The sequence below is a fragment of the Ruegeria sp. CG8 genome, from assembly GCF_056537165.1.
This window is the reverse complement of record NZ_JBQFRA010000001.1, coordinates 744,345-761,817: the sequence shown is the minus strand read 5'-3', so window position 1 is coordinate 761,817 and position 17,473 is coordinate 744,345. Positions and strand designations below refer to the sequence as shown.

16 protein-coding genes are annotated in these 17,473 nt (G+C 59.3%); 11 read left to right on the top strand and 5 right to left on the bottom strand.

Features of this window, described 5'->3' with window-relative positions; all coding sequences use genetic code 11:
* Positions 1-129 precede the first annotated feature (129 nt).
* Positions 130-960, top strand: a complete 831-nt coding sequence (locus tag ACR0EF_RS03710; protein ID WP_170371315.1) for a peptidyl-prolyl cis-trans isomerase — start codon at positions 130-132, stop codon at positions 958-960.
* On the top strand, positions 957-1,958 hold the full coding sequence (locus ACR0EF_RS03705; protein WP_260065618.1) for a HupE/UreJ family protein: 1,002 nt from the start codon (positions 957-959) through the stop codon (positions 1,956-1,958). Before ACR0EF_RS03710 ends, ACR0EF_RS03705 begins: the two co-directional genes overlap by 4 nt.
* A 17-nt stretch (positions 1,959-1,975) precedes the next feature.
* Here ACR0EF_RS03705 and ACR0EF_RS03700 read toward each other — a convergent pair whose 3' ends face one another.
* Genes ACR0EF_RS03700 through ACR0EF_RS03685 form a run of 4 tightly spaced genes read right to left on the bottom strand, consistent with a single transcriptional unit; the run spans position 1,976 to position 6,303 of the window.
* On the bottom strand, positions 1,976-2,899 hold the full coding sequence (locus ACR0EF_RS03700) for a 2-hydroxyacid dehydrogenase (protein WP_170371317.1): 924 nt from the start codon (positions 2,897-2,899) through the stop codon (positions 1,976-1,978).
* A complete protein-coding gene (locus tag ACR0EF_RS03695; RefSeq protein ID WP_170371318.1) occupies positions 2,892-3,740 on the bottom strand; it encodes a fumarylacetoacetate hydrolase family protein in 849 nt (282 codons plus the stop codon). The genes ACR0EF_RS03700 and ACR0EF_RS03695 overlap by 8 nt, the downstream gene beginning before the upstream one ends.
* 11 nt (positions 3,741-3,751) lie before the next feature.
* Positions 3,752-5,548, bottom strand: a complete 1,797-nt coding sequence (locus ACR0EF_RS03690; RefSeq protein WP_170371320.1) for an IlvD/Edd family dehydratase — start codon at positions 5,546-5,548, stop codon at positions 3,752-3,754.
* A complete protein-coding gene (locus ACR0EF_RS03685; RefSeq protein WP_170371322.1) occupies positions 5,545-6,303 on the bottom strand; it encodes an SDR family oxidoreductase in 759 nt (252 codons plus the stop codon). Before ACR0EF_RS03685 ends, ACR0EF_RS03690 begins: the two co-directional genes overlap by 4 nt.
* Before the next feature lie 194 nt (positions 6,304-6,497).
* On the opposite strand from ACR0EF_RS03685, the gene ACR0EF_RS03680 reads away from it, so the two are divergent.
* Together ACR0EF_RS03680 and denD are read left to right on the top strand one after the other, a co-directional pair.
* Positions 6,498-7,382, top strand: coding sequence for an NAD(P)-dependent oxidoreductase (locus ACR0EF_RS03680; RefSeq protein ID WP_170371324.1), 885 nt, complete (start codon positions 6,498-6,500; stop codon positions 7,380-7,382).
* Positions 7,379-8,347 (top strand): D-erythronate dehydrogenase, encoded by a 969-nt coding sequence (denD, locus tag ACR0EF_RS03675; protein ID WP_170371326.1) that lies wholly within the window; start codon positions 7,379-7,381, stop codon positions 8,345-8,347. The genes ACR0EF_RS03680 and denD overlap by 4 nt, the downstream gene beginning before the upstream one ends.
* Here the strand turns inward: denD and ACR0EF_RS03670 are convergent.
* Positions 8,344-8,994, bottom strand: a complete 651-nt coding sequence (locus tag ACR0EF_RS03670; RefSeq protein WP_170371327.1) for a GntR family transcriptional regulator — start codon at positions 8,992-8,994, stop codon at positions 8,344-8,346. The two genes, denD and ACR0EF_RS03670, sit on opposite strands and share 4 nt — an antisense overlap.
* 198 nt (positions 8,995-9,192) lie before the next feature.
* Here ACR0EF_RS03670 and ACR0EF_RS03665 point away from each other — a divergent pair, with 198 nt between their 5' ends.
* From ACR0EF_RS03665 to ACR0EF_RS03635, 7 genes are all read left to right on the top strand, one after another.
* Entirely contained in the window at positions 9,193-10,206 is a 1,014-nt protein-coding gene (locus ACR0EF_RS03665; RefSeq protein ID WP_093961716.1) for a TRAP transporter substrate-binding protein, read from the top strand.
* Positions 10,207-10,284: 78 nt separating this feature from the next.
* Entirely contained in the window at positions 10,285-11,454 is a 1,170-nt protein-coding gene (locus ACR0EF_RS03660) for a mandelate racemase/muconate lactonizing enzyme family protein (protein ID WP_170371329.1), read from the top strand.
* A gap of 16 nt (positions 11,455-11,470) precedes the next feature.
* Positions 11,471-12,313 carry a TRAP transporter small permease subunit gene (locus ACR0EF_RS03655; RefSeq protein ID WP_174819626.1) on the top strand — a complete coding sequence of 281 codons (843 nt, stop codon included), beginning with the start codon at positions 11,471-11,473 and terminating at the stop codon, positions 12,311-12,313.
* On the top strand, positions 12,313-13,935 hold the full coding sequence (locus ACR0EF_RS03650) for a TRAP transporter large permease (protein ID WP_170371331.1): 1,623 nt from the start codon (positions 12,313-12,315) through the stop codon (positions 13,933-13,935). The genes ACR0EF_RS03655 and ACR0EF_RS03650 overlap by 1 nt, the downstream gene beginning before the upstream one ends.
* A 10-nt stretch (positions 13,936-13,945) precedes the next feature.
* Positions 13,946-14,896 carry a phytanoyl-CoA dioxygenase family protein gene (locus ACR0EF_RS03645; protein WP_170371333.1) on the top strand — a complete coding sequence of 317 codons (951 nt, stop codon included), beginning with the start codon at positions 13,946-13,948 and terminating at the stop codon, positions 14,894-14,896.
* Positions 14,897-14,920: 24 nt separating this feature from the next.
* Positions 14,921-16,423: a UxaA family hydrolase gene (locus tag ACR0EF_RS03640; RefSeq protein WP_170371335.1), complete on the top strand. Its 1,503-nt coding sequence runs from the start codon at positions 14,921-14,923 to the stop codon at positions 16,421-16,423.
* Positions 16,420-17,424 (top strand): Gfo/Idh/MocA family protein, encoded by a 1,005-nt coding sequence (locus ACR0EF_RS03635; RefSeq protein ID WP_170339810.1) that lies wholly within the window; start codon positions 16,420-16,422, stop codon positions 17,422-17,424. Before ACR0EF_RS03640 ends, ACR0EF_RS03635 begins: the two co-directional genes overlap by 4 nt.
* The last annotated feature ends 49 nt before the right edge of the window (positions 17,425-17,473 follow it).

Below are 17,473 nucleotides of genomic sequence, written 5' to 3'. Positions count from 1 at the left end.
GCGGGATCGCGCCCTTGGGCCGGGGTCGTTGCAGCAACATCTTCACCCCAAGTTGAAATCGGCGATTTGACATGACGGGCCGTTGGGATCAACGATCGGGTATCGAATTGCCAGCAGGTCAGATTTTTCATGCGCTTTTACAAAGAACCGCTGTTCCACTTCATTCTGATCGGGCTGGCCATTTTCGGCTGGTTCTATCTTGTATCCGACGAGGCCGAGCCCCCGGTAGAGGCCGAAACGATCACAATTGACAGCGACGACATCGCGCTTTTGAGAACACGGTTCGAGGCCAGCTGGAAACGCCAACCCACCGACGCCGAGTTGCAGGCGCTGATCGATTCCTGGACCCGCGAAGAAATTCTTGTGCGCGAGGCCCGAAAGCTGGGCTTGGACCGTGGTGATCAGGTGATCCGGGCCCGCCTTGCCCGAAAAATGGAGTTTCTGACTACCGCAATTGCGTCCTCGGTCGCCCCCGAGGAGGCTGTTTTAGAAGAGCATCTGGCCCAGAACGCAGACCGCTTCACGACCCCTACCCTGATCGCGTTTGATCAGATCTATCTGGGTGATGCCCCAGACCCGGACGTCGTCGACGATACTCTGCAGGCGCTGAACGGTGGCGCGGATTGGTCCAGCCTTGGCGTTTCGTCCTTGCTGGCGCGGTCGATGCCACTGACAGCCGCGGGTGCAATCGACACAACCTTTGGTCGCGGGTTTGCGTCACAGCTTGACGGGAGCGAGCCGATGATTTGGATCGGTCCGATCAACTCGGGATACGGGCAACATCTTGTCCGCGTGACCGAAGCAAAGCCCGGTTATCTTCCGCCGCTCGCCGAGATCTACGACTCCGTTCTGAACGATTGGCGCAGGGCGACGGCTCAGGACCTGGCGCAGGCTCAATACGAAAGCCTCGCCGCCCAGTACCGTGTCGAGACACCCGAATCCGCAGAGGGCGGCTCGTGAAGACGGTCTTCTTTGTTCTGCTGAGTTTCTGGCTGGGCATGGTTCCGCAATTCGGCCGAGCACACGCGCTTGACCCCGGCTATCTGGACCTGAACGAACTGGCGCCGGGCACCTGGAGAATCCTTTGGCGTATTCCCGACGTGAACGGACAACCCATGGAGATCGATGCGGTTCTGCCCGACCATTGCGCGCCGGCAAATGGCCCGGAGCCAACAGCGGAAAACCAGGCTTGGGTGTCTTCTTGGATTGCAGAATGTGATGCCGAAATCGCGGGCCATGTTGTGGCCATAGACGGGTTGGAGCGCCAGCAGAACGATGTCTTGCTGCGCGTTCGACCGCTGAACACTGAACCCGTGACGCTCAGATTTACGCCTGATGAGGCCGAATTGATGGTTCCGGCGGAGCCTACGATCTGGTCGGTTTTCAGCAGCTACTTTCTGCTTGGGTTCGAACACATTTTGGGCGGCTGGGACCACCTGTTGTTCGTTTTTGCGCTTTTTGTTCTGGTGCGGAACCCATGGCGGTTGGTCGGTGCGATAACCGCGTTCACAGTCGCGCATTCGCTGACGCTGGCGATGGCGACGCTTGGGTTTCTCAACGTGCCCGCCGGCCCCGTCGAAGCCGTTATTGCCTTGTCCATCGTATTCCTTGCTCTGGAAATCCTGAGGCACAAAGAGGGCGAACTGCGGTTATCCGAGCAATACCCGTGGATCGTCTGCTTCAGTTTCGGCCTGCTGCATGGGCTTGGCTTTGCCGGTGCTCTGGCTGAAATCGGCCTGCCTTCGCAAGAGATCCCTGCAGCGCTGCTGGCTTTCAACATCGGCGTCGAGGCCGGTCAGCTTGCCTTTATCGCAGTGCTCGCGCTTCTGATTGCGATGTGGCGCCTTATCGCGCCACGGAACGCCGGTTGGGTGACCCACTTGGCCACCCCCGTAACAGGCTATGCCATCGGCTGCATATCGCTCTATTGGCTGATCGAGCGGGTCAACGGGTTCTGAGCGCCCAAGCGGTCAATTCACAGATCTTTGCATTCTGGCACGGCGGTCAGAACCGATCCGTCCTTGAGATGTTGCAACAGATTGTCGACCGTCAGATCACCCATCGCGGCACGCGTTTCGACAGTAGCACTGCCCGCATGCGGCAACAGAACCACGTTTGGCAACTCGCGCAACGCTTGTGGAACGCGAGGTTCATCCTCAAAAACATCCAGCCCTGCCCAGCCAAGCACACCGCTTTGCAGCGCTTCAATCAAAGCCGCCTCGTCAACGACGGACCCGCGGCTGACATTGATCAGCGTGCCCCTGCCCCCCAACGCCCGCATCACCTCGGCGTTGACCAGCTTGTTGGTCGACGGCCCGCCCGGTGTTATGCAAATCAGCACATCCACGTGGTTTGCCATATCGACCAGATTGTCGAAATATCGGTATGGCACATCCTTGGGACTGCGGGTGTGATAAGAGATTTCGGGCGACCACGGCGCCAGTTTGTCGGCAATCGCCTGGCCGATACGGCCAAGCCCCAGAATTCCAACCTTTTGATTGTCGGCTGATCGGGTCAAAGGGGCATTGCCTTCTGTCTCCCACCGTCCCGATCGGACGTATTCATGGTCGCGAACAAGCTCTCGGTAGCAGGCCAGCATCAGCAGAACGGCGGTGGTTGCGACCTCGTTGTTAAGCACATTCGGGGTGTGCGTGACGACAACTCCGCGGGCTGCAGCAGCCGTTGCATCGACCGCATCATATCCAACCCCATAGACGCTGATCATCTTCAGGTTTGTCAGTTGGGCCATCAGGTCGGGCGGCACGCCGTCATGTCCGTTCGTGACCACATGCGTGATGCGCGCGGCATCAAAATCGTCCAGCCGGCGAATATCAAATGCGGCGGACAGCCGATCTTTCATCCGGTCGGTAATCCCGCCAATCTGCAACAGCTCAGTCATCCTGACTGACCTTCTGCCGCTGCAAACCCAGCCCGTCGATCCTCAGGTCCATCACGTCGCCCTTCTTCAAATAGACCGGATCGGGCTTGATCCCCATGCCGACCCCGGGCGGTGTGCCGGTCGAAATCACGTCACCGGGATGAAGGGTGAACAACTGGCTCAGATGCTCGATGATCTCGGCAACGGTAAAGATCATGGTGGCCGTGTTTCCGGTCTGCATCCGCTGACCGTTCACGTCCAGGGACATGCCCAGCGCCTGAGGATCGGGAACCTCATCGCGGGTGACCAGCCACGGACCGGTCGGACCGAACGTGTCGCAGGACTTGCCCTTGGTCCATTGTCCGGTCAGTTGCGTCTGGAAATGCCGCTCGGACACGTCATTGACGATGCAATAACCGGCGACATAGTCCAAAGCATCGGCCTTGAAGACGTATTTCGCCGTTTTCCCAATCACCACACCCAACTCGCATTCCCAATCGGTATGGGTGGACCCGCGCGGCATCACAACGTCATCATAAGGCCCCACGATGGCGGAATTTGCCTTGAAGAACAGGATCGGATGCTTGGGAATATCCGCGCCCGTTTCGGCAGCATGGTCCGAGTAGTTCAGTCCGATGCACAGAAACTTGCCGATCTTGCCCACGCAAGCTCCGATCCGCGGATCCCCTTCAACAATCGGCAGGCTTTCGGGATCAATTGCGCGCAGCCTGTCCAGCACGGCGTCGCCCAGCGTTTCACCGGTGATATCGGTGACATGGGCGGACAAATCCCGCAATTGACCCGCAGAGTCGACCAACGCAGGCTTTTCCGACCCTGCGGCTCCGTAGCGAACAAGTTTCATTTCGGTTCCTTTTAGTGATTGTCCCGCGGCAGGAATTGCCGCGCGATGTCCCTGAATTTGTCGGCGCCCTTCAGCGTCATGCCGCGATCCAGACGATCGACCTTCTCGCGGAAGATCTCCTGCCAGGGTGACTGGTCGGACGGGACCGAATAGCCACCTGCAGCTTCCAGTTCGCGGGCGCGTTCATGCAGCTCCTCCAGCGGAACAAGCATATCCGCCGTCCCTTTGCCCAGATCGATGCGCAACCGGTCGCCATTTCGCACCAGCGCCAGCCCGCCGCCTTCGGCCGCCTCGGGCGAGGCGTTCAGGATCGACGGGCTTCCGGACGTGCCGGACTGGCGCCCATCACCGATGCAGGGCAGCGCCTCGACCCCTTGTTTCAACAGGTATGAGGGCGGCCGCATGTTCACCACCTCGGCCGCGCCCGGGTAACCTTTGGGTCCGGCCCCGCGCATGATCAGGATACAGTCTGCATCGATGTTTTCTGCCGGATCATCGATGCGGTGATGAAAGTCCTCAGGCCCGTCAAAAACGACCGCCCGGCCCTCGAATGCATTGGGGTCATCCGGGTTCGACAGGTAGGCCTCGCGGAAAGCGGACGAGATCACCGATGTCTTCATGATCGCGCTTTCGAACAGGTTGCCCGAGAGGTTGATGAACCCGGCCTGATGCTTGACCGGATTTCTCACCGGCTTAATCACGTCGTCGTTCAGCGACCGGCGTGTCCGGCAGTTCTCGCCCATCGACCGGCCGTTGACCGTCAGCGCATCGGGGTTGGGCAGCAATCCGGCATCAATCAACTCACCGACCACGGCAGGGACACCGCCGGCGCGCTGGTAATCTTCTCCAAGGTATTTTCCGGCCGGCTGCATGTTGACCAGCAGCGGTACGTCGTGACCCAGGCTTTGCCAGTCATCGTTGTTGAGAGGAACGCCAAGATGCCGGGCGATCGCATTCAAATGGATCGGCGCGTTCGTCGATCCACCGATCGCCGAGTTGATGACGATCGCATTTTCAAATGCCGCCCGCGTCATGACATCGCTTGGGCGCAGATCCTCCCACACCATCTCGACGATGCGCTTTCCGGTTTCATAGCTGATCTGTCCGCGTTCCCGGTACGGGGCTGGTATCGCGGCGGACCCGGGCAGTTGCATTCCCAAGGCTTCGGCCAGGGAATTCATCGTGGTCGCCGTTCCCATCGTGTTGCAATAGCCAACCGAAGGCGCCGAAGCCGCCGCGATTTCCATGAACTCATCAGTGTCGATCTCACCGGCAGCAAGGTCTTCCCGAGCCTTCCAGATCACGGTTCCCGACCCCGCGCGTTCACCCTTCCACCAGCCGTTCAGCATCGGGCCGACCGACAGAGCGATTGCGGGGATATTGACGGTGGCGGCCGCCATCAACAGCGCCGGCGTGGTCTTGTCGCAACCGATGTTTAGCACCACGCCGTCGATCGGGTAACCAAACAAGCTCTCGACCAGCGAAAGATAGGCCAGATTGCGATCCAGCGAGGCAGTGGGCCGCTTACCCGTTTCCTGAATCGGGTGCACCGGAATTTCGATGCACGTGCCACCAGCCGCGATGATCCCGTCGCGCACACGTTTGGACAATTCCAGGTGGTGGCGGTTGCACGGGCTGAGATCGCTACCCGTTTGCGCAATGCCGATGATTGGCTTGCCGGATTGAAGCTCGGCGCGGGTCAGGCCGTAATTGAGATACCGTTCCAGATACAGCGCGGTCATCTCGAGGTTGTCCGAGTTCATGAACCATTTCCGCGACCGCAGATCGTCCTTTGTTATCTTCGTCATTGGCCTGACCACCCCCCATCGATTATGTGTGTATGTCCTGTGGTGAAAGCACTCTCATCGCTTGCCAGGTAGACGACCAGTGCCGCTATTTCTTCCGCCTTGGCGACGCGGCCCATGGGCTGGCGGGCCACGAACTGCGCCATGGCTTCTTCCCTGCTGCCCAGTTCTTGGGCCAAAGCCTCGACCCGATCGCGCCAACTGGGGCTGTCGACCGTTCCGGGGCAGATGCAGTTGCAGCGGATGCCCTTCGTGATGAAATCAACCGCAACCGATTTCGTCAGCCCCACAACCGCAGCTTTGGTCACGCCATAGACAAAGCGGTTGGGCGCGCCGATGATCGACCCCAGAGCGGAAGACATGTTGATGATCGAGCCGCCGCCCCGTTCGACCATCCTCGGCAGCACAGCCTTCGTTGTGCGCATCATGGACCGCACATTGAGGTCCATCGCAAAATCCCACTCTTCATCGGTGGCGTCCAGGATGGTCCCGTGATGCACGAAGCCCGCACAGTTGAACAACACGTCCGGATTTGCCCGCTCAGCCCCCTGAGCGACGCTGGCGTCATCGGTGACGTCCATCTCGAAAATTTCGATATTTTCGAGATTCTCGGACCGAATCGAAGAAAGGTTTTCGAGGTTGATATCCGTCGCAAACACCTGCGCCCCTTCGCGCGCCATTGCAATTGCGCTGGCACGACCGATACCCTGTCCGGCGGCCGTTACAAGGACGCGCTTCCCCACAAGTCTTTCTGACATATGTAAAATTTACCTTTCACTACTTGCGATCAAACACCAGGACCCCGGGCCCGAGTGCGACCGGGCAGCACCAAAAAATTCTGCATGGAAACGCGACAGGCTTTGGCGCAGGAACTTGATGCCGTTAGCGTATGACAGAGATTTTGGTTTGGCTATAACCATGCGTGGTGCGGCCCGAAGGAGGACAAGCAAACATGAGCGAACAGCGCAAAGTGACCCTTTTGGGCACCGGCCTAATGGGGGCGCCGATGGCACGAAACCTGCTTGCGGCAGGCTTCCCCCTGACCGTTTGGAACCGTAGCGCCGAAAAGGCACGGCCATTGGCGGACCAAGGTGCCACGGTTGCGGACACCCCGGCCCATGCCGTTGCCCAAGCCGATGTGATCGTGACCATGCTGGCCGACGGATACGCAACCGGCGCGCTGCTTGAAGACCCTTCCTTTTGCGACCATTTGAAACCTGGTGCCGTCTGGATCGACATGTCCAGCGCCAAGCCTGAACATGCCCGCGCGCAGTCGGCCCAACTCGAAACCCTCGGCCTGCGGCATCTGGATGCCCCAGTCTCCGGTGGCACCAAGGGGGCCGAGGCGGGCTCGCTGGCGATCATGGTGGGCGGCGATGAGAAGGTCATGCGGGAGGTCCTGCCAATCCTCTCCGCCATGGGGCGCCCCGTGCATGTCGGCCCCAGCGGCGCCGGACAGTTGTGCAAACTGGCCAATCAGACAATCGTGGCCGTCACGATTTCCGCCGTTGCCGAGGCAACCCTGCTGGCCGAACAAGGTGGCGCAGACCCGGCTGCTTTGCGCGCCGCGCTTCGCGGTGGGTTTGCCGACAGCGTGATCCTGCAGCAGCACGGGGAACGCATGTCCAACCGGGACTTCGTTCCCGGCGGACTCTCGAAGTTTCAGCTGAAGGATCTGGACAACACCTTGGCTGAGGCGCGCGGTCTGGGCCTGGAACTGCCCAATACGCAAGCCGTACGCGACCGGTTCGAATACCTGATAAACGAAATGGATGGGGCCGAGCTGGATCATTCTGCGCTCTACCTCGAACTCAGAAAACGGAATGGCATGTCGTGACGCATATCCTCATCATCGGCGGCGGTGGAATGCTGGGGCAGAAACTGGCGCATCACATTTCGGCCGAACAGACCTTTGGCCCGGACGCCCGTGTATCATTGTTCGACCTTTCATTTTCGGCCGAGGGTGCACCGGGAGAAAAAACCGTTGGCGACATCGCGGTCCCAAACTCGGCCAAGCTTCTGGCCGCTCAGCGCCCTGACGTGATCTTTCATCTGGCCGCGATTGTCTCGGGTCAGGCAGAAGCTGATTTTGGCCTTGGTTGGGACGTCAACCTGATGACGACCTGGGCACTGTTGAACGCATTGAAGGACGAGCATGACGCCACCAGCGGCGCCTACCGCCCGCGGCTGGTCTTCGCTTCGTCCATAGCCGTCTTTGGCGCCCCTTTCCCCGCAAGGATCGACGATGAATTCCTGTGCGCCCCTCTGACCAGCTACGGGGCGCAGAAGGCTGCGTCCGAGTTGATGATTTCCGACTTCAGTCGAAAAGGATACATCGACGGCATCTCCCTGCGGCTGCCGACGCTGTGCGTGCGGCCCGGCAAGGCAAATGCCGCCGCTTCCTCCTTCTTTTCGGGTATCATTCGAGAGCCCCTGAACGGGCTTGAGGCGGTTCTGCCGGTCGACGACACCGTTCGCCACTGGCACGCCAGCCCTCGGGCAGCGGCAAGATTTCTGACCCACGCGGCCGATCTCGATACGAAGCTGCTAAACGACCGGCGCGCCCTGAACATGCCCGGCATCAGTTGTAAGGTCGCTGAACAGATCGAAGCTCTGCGCACTGTCGCCGGTCAAGACGCGGTCAACCTGATCAAGCATGTTCCCGACCCCGACATAGAGCGCATTGTCAAAGGCTGGCCACGCGACTTTCAAACCGACCGCGCGCATGAGCTGGGCTTCCGCGCAGAGTCGAGCTTTGAAGACATCATCCGCGTTTATCTTGAGGATGACTTCCGCGCTTAGTCGCCCATCGTCTTGCCTGTAAGGTGGCGCTTGAGGTGGTCATGAATCTTCTGCTTGGTCAGTTGCTCATCGCCGGACAATGCGGCCTCGAGGATGTCGGCGTGATGCCGGATGTTCTCTGAGATGAACTCGAACCGCCGGTCCGCCACCATCAGCTGCTGCCGGAATTGCGCGTAAATTCGGCCGTGCATCTGCTTCAACGTTTCCGATCCGCAGGCCGAGATCAGCGTTTGATGGAATTCCTTTTCCGAGGCAAACCAGATATCGATCAGCTCGCTGGGGTCGTCGGTGGCATGAATGCGCTTTTCGATATGGCTCAGCTTGTGATGCGCCGCGGTCAGCCTGGCTTCCCAATCCACCCCGCCGTTGCGGATCGACATTGCGGTGCCTTCTCCCTCCAGCAAAACGCGGATGTGGGTCAGCTCGATCAGTTTTTTCGGCGAACGCTTCGGGACGCGAAAGCCCTTCTGCTCCTGAAAGTCCACCAAACCCACCGATGACAAACGAAAAAGAACTTCGCGAACCGTGCTGGCCGAGCACCCATAGTCCTTGCGCAACTCTTCGGCCCGAACCTTGGCACCATGCTCGAATCCGTTCGAGATCAGACGCATTTTAAGGTGCTGATAAATATCTACTTCTTCATTCATTCCGGTTTGCACCTTTCAGTTCTGGCCACTTAGTGTCCTAATCATATTTTCGATTTATTGCAAGAATCTCGAATTTCTGGAAAATTTCATATTTTACTTGTTGCATTCGATTCGACCGCTTAACGTCTAGCAGCGTGTCGACAAGGGAGGCGGCAAGATCTCCTACCCGGCGCACTGCTCAACGTCTGGGAGGACAATATGAAAATAGTCAAGACAGCGGCTGTTGCGGCCGTAGCAACGACGATGGCGGCCGGTTTCGCGGTGGCTGAAACGACCAAGCTGAGAATTCAAACCCATTTCTCGCCCGAGACGCTGTCCGGGCAGATGGCGGCAAAATACGTCGAAGACATCCAGGAAATGTCGAACGGCGAGATCGAAGTCGAGATGTTCTACTCGTCCTCGGTGGTCAAATCGGTCGAAACATTCGATGCCGCGGCGACAGGTATCCTCGACTGCGACATGACCGGCGGCGGCTATCAGACCGGTAAGAACCCGGCCTTCCAGTTCGCGGGCGATCTGCTGGGCGGTTACCAGAACCCCTATCAGCAAATGGCATGGCTGCTGCACGGTGGCGGCAGAGATGCCGTCAATGACCTGTACAACGGCTACGACATGGAATTCATCGGCTGGTGGATCCCGGGACCGGAATCTCTGGCTTCGACCAAGCCGATCGCCAAGGTCGATGACTTCAAAGACTGGAAATTCCGTTCGCCCCCGGGCCTGGCCACCAAGGTCTTTGCCGAGTTGGGCGCATCGCCGATCGTGATGGACTTCAACGAAATCTTCACCGCTCTGGAAACCGGCATCATCGACGGCGCGGATGCTGCGAACCTGACCAACAACGTGGGTCTGGGTCTGTACGAAATCGCCGGTCACACGAACTATCCCGGCTTCCACTCGATGCCCGCAGACCACCTGGCCTGCCGCAAGGACGTTTGGGACGCGATGCCTGCACATCACAAAAAGATCATGGAAGTCGCGATGGACAGCCTGGCGCTGCACAATGCGACGATCAACGAAGTGCAGAACGCTCAGACCGCCAAGGACCTGAAGGCCAAAGGCGTTCAGCTGTATGAATGGTCGCCGGAAGATCTGGCCGCCTACCGCGCAGCCGTTCAGGTCGGGTGGACCGAGTTCGCCACGACCCCAGAGGCCAAGGCGCTGTTGGAAAGCCACATCAACTTCCTGCGCGATCTGGGCGCAATGCAATAATCGGGCTTCGGCCATTCAACGACAATCGGAAAGGCCGTGCTGACGGCCTCTCCGAATGTGCCCGGGACCCTGCATTTCATGAAAATCACCAAGATCACCAGCCATGTACTGCAGTACGAGATGCCCGAAGTCCTGGGGTATTCGCAGCAGTATTATGACAAGCGCACAACCCATCTGGTCGAGGTTCAAACCGACGAAGGCGTGACCGGCTGGGGAGAGTGTTTTGGCCCCGGCAATGTAGCAAGAGCCAACAAATCCATCGTTGAACAGGTTATCCAGCCGATGGTGCTGGGGCTGGACCCTTTGGACAAGGACGTGATCTGGCACAAGGTGTACAACCTTCTGCGAGATCATGGGCAAGGCGGAATGCCGATACAGGCGCTGTCCGGCGTGGACATCGCCCTGTGGGACATCGTCGGCAAGGTGGCCGGTTTGCCGCTGCACAAACTCATCGGCGGCGCGCATCGGACAAGCGTTCCCTGCTACGGCTACGGGATGATGCTGCGGGATGAGCCGATCGCCGACCTTGCCGCCCGGTTCAAGGACGAAGCCGCAACGATCAAGGACATGGGGTTTGTCGCCACCAAGATGAAGACCGGGTTCGGACCCAAACCGGACGTACAGCTCTGCGAGGCGGTGCGTCGCGGGGTTGGCGAAGACTTCCCCTTCATGGTCGACGCAAATCATGCCTACACGACCTCGGACGCGTTTCATGTGGGCCGTGCCTTGGAAGAGCTTGACGCCTATTGGTTTGAAGAACCGGTGGCCCCTGAGGATCTTGATGGCTATCGCGAACTGCGCGCGGGGCTGAAGGTCAATATCTCCGGCGGCGAGGCTGTGTTCAATCGCTGGGCATGGCGCGCGCTTCTCGAAAACCGCAGTGTCGATATCGCTCAGCCCGAAGTATGCGCGTTGGGCGGAATCTCTGAGTATCTGCGGGTACTTGCGCTGTGCCACGCACACTTCACCCCGGTCGTCAATCACGTCTGGGGAAGTGCGGTTGCTGTGGCCACCAACCTGCATCTGCTCGCGGCAATGCCGGCAATTCCGGGCGGTCTGCACCCTTGGGAACCGATGTTGGAATTCGACACCACGGACAACAAGTTTCGCGACGATCTGCTGACCGTTCCGCTGGAGATACAGAAACAAGTCAAGGCCAACAAAGGCCGCGTGACGATCCCGACCGGCCCCGGACTGGGTGTCGAGCCGGACCTGGAATTTATCGATCACCACCGGATCGACGGATAAGGACGAGGGCTACGTGATGCAAAAAAACTCAGGCGGAATACTGGAGTGGCTCATCCCGCTCGCCTTCGTCGCAACGGCCAGTTGGCTCGTCTGGCATCTGCCGGCCTTCCTGTTGGACTGGCTGCCCTACACGTCCGAATCTCTGAAAAGCCAGGTAACGGAAATCTATCTGCGCAGCGACGTGACGCCCGAAATGACCGGGGTTTTCGGCGGATTTGTCGACATTGTCGATATCGGCGCGCTGATACTGCTGCCGATCCTTGCGGTGATCGGAACCAAGACCGTCCAGCCGGCCGCGATGGAATACGAGGGCACGACTGCGATGGACCGCTTCGCCCTTTTCATCGGCCGGGTCACGATGATGATGATCGCCATCATGACGGTGGTGATGCTGTACGAAGTCTTCATGCGCTACATCCTCGAAAAGCCGACCGAATGGGCCAACGAGATGACCCTGTGGTTCGCCAGCTTCGTGTTCCTGATGTCCGGCTACTATGCCATGCAGCAACGCAGCCATATCCGGATCTTTCTGCTGTATGATGCGGTTCCTCGCTGGTTGCAGCGGGTGTTCGACACGATCTCGACCATCCTGATCGTGATGTTCGCGTTCTTTCTGGTCTACGGCAGCTATCAGCAGGTTTTCGTCAACAAACTCTACAAATGGGAGCTTTATGGCTCGGCCTTCAACCCGCCGATCCCGGCGACGTTGCAGCCCATGGTCCTGATCGTGATCACCCTGGTCGCCATGCAGGCCGTTCTGAACCTGATCGCAGATTGGAACAAAGAACCGGAAATCCACACGGATGAACCGGACGAAGACGAAATTGAAATGATCAAACGAGCGGTGGGACAAGACTGATGGATATTGGAACGATCTCACTCATCCTGATGGTCGCCCTGATCGTGCTTCTGGCGATCGGGATGCCCCTGGGTCTGGCCTCGGCCTCGCTTGCGGTTCTGGTTCTTGTTCTGAAGTTCGAGCCGACACTTTTTTTGAACCCGTTTTCATTCGGCGATGGCATTCTGACCGGACGCCCCGGGACTGGGCCACTCTATATTCTGGCGCAGAAGATATATGGGCTCTTAACGGACTACGTGCTCATATCCGTGCCATTGTTCATCTTCATGGCATCGCTGCTGGAGCGATCCGGGATCGCGCGCGACATGTATTCGTCGCTGAATGTCTGGCTGTCCAGAACACGTGGCGGCATCGCGATCGTGACCTCGATCATGGCGGTGATCATGGCAGCCATGTCCGGCATCATCGGCGGTGAGGTGGTCCTGCTGGGCCTGATCGCCCTGCCCCAGATGCTGCGCCTCGGCTACGATCAGAACCTCGCGATCGGCGTCATCTGCGCCTCGGGGTCGCTGGGGACCATGATCCCGCCCTCGATCGTTCTGATCATCTATGGGCTGATCACCGAAACCTCGATCAAGTCGCTGTTCACCGCGTCTTTTATTCCGGGCTTCATGCTGGCCTCGATGATCATCCTGTACATCATCATTCGCACGCGGCTGAATCCTCACCACGCGCCGCTTCCGGAACCGGACCCGAGCGACCCCGAACCGGCTGAAAAGCGCAAACTGTTTGCCGCCTTCATGAGCATCGTCGTCGCCGGATTTTCCACCGTTCTGTTTATCCGGGCCGCGTTTTTCGAGCTTTCCGGCTCGAACGCTGCCAGCCAAGGCGAGCCCGCGCGATTGGGGACAGCTGACTACCTGCCCTGGTTTGCCGGTATTACGATCGTCGCCCTTCTGCTGATCTTCTTCGTCTTTGGCAGAGAGCGCGCCAAAATCGGGTGGGAAATGGGCAAAGGCCTCGTCGCGCCGCTGGTCGTCATCGGCGTCGTTCTCGGCTCGATCTATGGCGGGATCACAGGCATCACCGAGGCAGCAGGCATGGGCGCCTTCGCCGTTCTGATCATCGCCATCCTGCGGGGCGAAGGATCGTTCGAGCTGGTTTGGGACAGCTTGATGCGAACGCTCAAATCCACAGGCACCATCATCTGGGTCACCATCGGCGCCGCCGCGCTGGCGGGTGCCTACACCATTGCCGGCGGGCCCCAATACGTGGCCGATCTGATCGTTGGGCAGGACCTGCCGACGATGCTGGTCATTCTGGTTATGATGCTGATCCTGCTGTTCATGGGCGCGTTTATGGATTGGGTCGGCATCGTGCTTTTGATCATTCCGGTCTTTCTACCGATCGTTCTGCGCCTTCCCATCGAGGAAATCGGACTCATCGGCCAGTTGCAGCCCAGCCATGTCGCGATCTGGTTCGGCGTCGTGTTCTGTATGAACATGCAGGTCAGCTTCCTGTCGCCCCCGTTCGGCCCGGCGGCGTTCTACCTGAAATCGGTGGCCCCGCCGCATATCAGCCTGACGGATATCTTCCGCGGCTTCCTGCCATTCATCGGGATCCAGCTGCTGGCGCTTTCCGTTCTTCTGATCTGGCCGGGCATCATCGCGCTGCTTTTGTGAGGTTGCACCCATGCTGACACAAGATCAGATTGGCAAGTTCCAGACGGACGGATACCTCGTGGTCGAGGATGTAATTCCCGGTGACGTCCTTGATCGGGTGCAAGCCGAATACTCGGATGTCCTGAACCGGCTCTTTGACGGTTGGTACGAAAAAGGGCTGGTCAAGGACGAACCATCCGGGATGTCATTCTGGGACAAACTTCTGTCCGCTTATCAGGCCGGTTGCGACTATTTCCAGCCGCTGGACATCTCTTTGCCCGGCGACCGGATCATGGCTGACACACCGTTCCATATAGGACCCGCAGTGTTCGACTTGCTGACGGCCCAGCCCATGCTTGACATCGTCGAGCAGTTGATCGGGCCAGAGTTGGTCAGCAATCCGATCCAGCACGTTCGGCTGAAGCCCCCTGCCCTCAAGCTGTCCAAGGACGAGGTGCGGGCGCATATAACCGCAACGGACTGGCATCAGGACCGGGCAGTTGCGTTGGAGGATGCGGACCAGACCGACATGGTCACGGTCTGGATTGCCGTCAACGATGCAACGATCGAGAACGGCTGCCTGCAAGTGCTGCCAAAGGCACAGGACCAATCCATCCTGCCGCATTGCGCGCGCACGCAGACAGGCATTGCCGACGGGTTTATTGACGAAGACCGAGCCGTGCCCTTGCCCGTCAAGGCGGGCGGGGTCATCCTGTTTCACCCGCTGACGCCACATGCGTCGCTGGTCAACGAAACGGACCGGTTCCGCTGGTCGTTCGACATCCGCTTCAGTGCGGCAGGCCAACCCACCGGTCGAGACCATTTCCCCAGCTTCATCGCAAGATCCAGATCGCGCCCCGAAACCGAGCTGCGGGATTGGCGTGTCTGCAAATCCAATTGGGAGGCGGCGCGAGCAAGGCTGTCCGGACAGCCGCATATAGATATTCACCGGTGGACATCGGACTCGCCGTTCTGCGCCTAGCTGCAGCCGCCAGGAAAGCTGATTATGACTTTTGTACGTTTAGATCGAACGGATAGTGTGGTGGTTGCAACTCGGCTGCTGGAGGCCGGCAGCGTGGTTGAAGGCGTCACGACCAATGCGCGCATCCCATCGGGCCACAAGGTCGCCACGGCGACCCTTGCACCCGGCGATCCGGTCAGAAAATACGCCCAGATCATTGGTTACGCCACCCAACCGATCGAACCCGGCGATCATGTACACACCCACAATGTCGAGTTCCGAAACACCAGCGTGGACTACGAGTTTGCGACGGATCACAGGCCTATGAGACCCGCCACCTCGGTCGATACATTCATGGGCTACCATCGGGACAGCGGTCGGGTCGGCACGCGCAATTACATCGCGGTTCTGACCACCGTGAACTGTTCTGCTACGGCGGCCCGCATGATCGCCAACCACTTTACGCCGGACAAGCTGGCCGCGTATCCGAACGTCGACGGCGTGGTGGCCTTTGTCCACGGAACGGGCTGCGGAATGGCAGATTCCGGCGACGGTTTCGAAGCTCTTCAGCGGGTCATGTGGGGGTTTGCAAAACATCCCAACCACGCTGCCGTTCTGATGGTCGGTCTGGGCTGCGAGATGAACCAGATCGACTGGCTGTTGGACGCTTATGGGCTGAAGCAGAGTCCAACCTTCCAGACGATGAACATCCAGAACGTCGCGGGATTGCGCCGGACCGTGGAAATGGGCATCAGCAAAATCAACCAGATGCTGCCCGTTGCCAATGAGGCAAAGCGCAGAGAAGCCCCGGCGTCTGAACTGATGGTCGCGCTGCAATGTGGTGGATCGGACGCTTGGTCCGGTGTGACGGCGAACCCGGCGCTCGGACATGCCTGCGACCTGTTGGTCGCTCAAGATGGCACGGGTGTCCTCGCGGAGACGCCCGAAATCTACGGAGCCGAACATCTTTTGACCCGCCGTGCCCTTGACCGCGCAACTGGGGAAAAACTGATCGGACTGATCGATTGGTGGCAGGACTACACCGCCCGCAATCACGGTTCGATGGACAACAACCCTAGCCCCGGCAACAAGCAAGGGGGTCTGACGACCATCCTCGAGAAATCGCTGGGGGCTGCGGCGAAGGGCGGAACCACCCCTTTGACCGGCGTATTTAAATACGCAGAACCCATCACCGCCAAAGGCTTCACCTTCATGGACAGCCCCGGATATGACCCGGCCTCGGTGACCGGGCAGATCGCGGCCGGGTGCAACCTTGTGTGTTTCACAACGGGGCGCGGGTCGGCCTTTGGATCCAAACCGGCGCCGACGCTGAAAATCGCCACCAATTCCGAATTGGCGGCGCGCATGCCCGAAGACATGGACGTGGACACGGGCGACATTCTGACCAAAGGCGTCAGCGTCGAAGAAAAAGGAAAGGAGATATACCGACGGCTGCTCCAAGTCGCCTCGGGCGCGCGAACCAAGTCCGAGGCGCATGGCTTGGGTGATTACGAATTCGTTCCCTGGCAAATCGGAGCGGTGATGTGAAACGGATCCTCGTAGCCGGCGGCGGATTGATCGGTATCCGCCACGTCCGCGCCGTCATTGAGCATCCCGGCTGCACGTTGGTCGGGTTGGCCGATCCGGATGGCTCAATCCAGATCGACGCGCCGCGTTTTGCCAGTATGGACGAGGTGCAGGACACAGTGGATGGTGTCATCATCGCGACGCCGACCCGCCTGCATGCCGAACATGGCATTCTGGCCGCATCACGCGGTTGGCACATGCTGATCGAAAAGCCGGTTGCCGCGTCGGTCGATGATGCCCTGCGCCTTAAGACGGCCGTTAGCGAGGCCAATGTCCGCAGCCTGGTCGGCCACCATCGGCGGTACCACACAACCTTGCAGCACCTGAAGGAGGTGATCGCGCAAGGTACGATCGGACAAGTCATCAACGTCTCGTTGCTGTGGGCCGTGCGTAAACCCGAGAGCTATTTTGAACAGAACTGGCGGACTTCCGATGGCAGCCCGGTGATGATCAATCTCGTGCATGATATCGATGTCTTGCGCTTTGTGATCGGAGAAATCTCGGAGGTTGTCGCCCTGCCCGGCGCGTCGATCCGCGGATCGGATCGGATCGAAAGCGGCGCTGTCGCGATCGCATTCGAAAACGGCGCAACAGGTACCATCAGCTTTGCCGACACCGCGCCCAGCCCTTGGGGGTTTGAAGCCGGAACCGGCGAAAACCCGAACATCGGCACGACCCATCAGGACATGATGTGGATCACAGGAACCAGGGGCGCCGTCAGTTTTCCATCCATGACCCAGTGGCGCGGACAGGATTGGGGCACTGCGGCCCAAAAAGACCAACTTCCAAGGCCGGACCAGACACGCACACCGCTGGAGGCGCAACTGGATCACTTCCTGGACGTTATCGATGGCGCCCCACCTTTGATCGACGTCGAGGATGCAGCCCGGACGCTCGAAGTCACATCACGCATCGAACAGGAGCTGAAGGCGCGAACGGCCCGAGCGCGGGCCCCGGCCTGACTGAGACGCGGCAGGGCAAAATTTCGGACCATTCAAAAGGCCAATGACT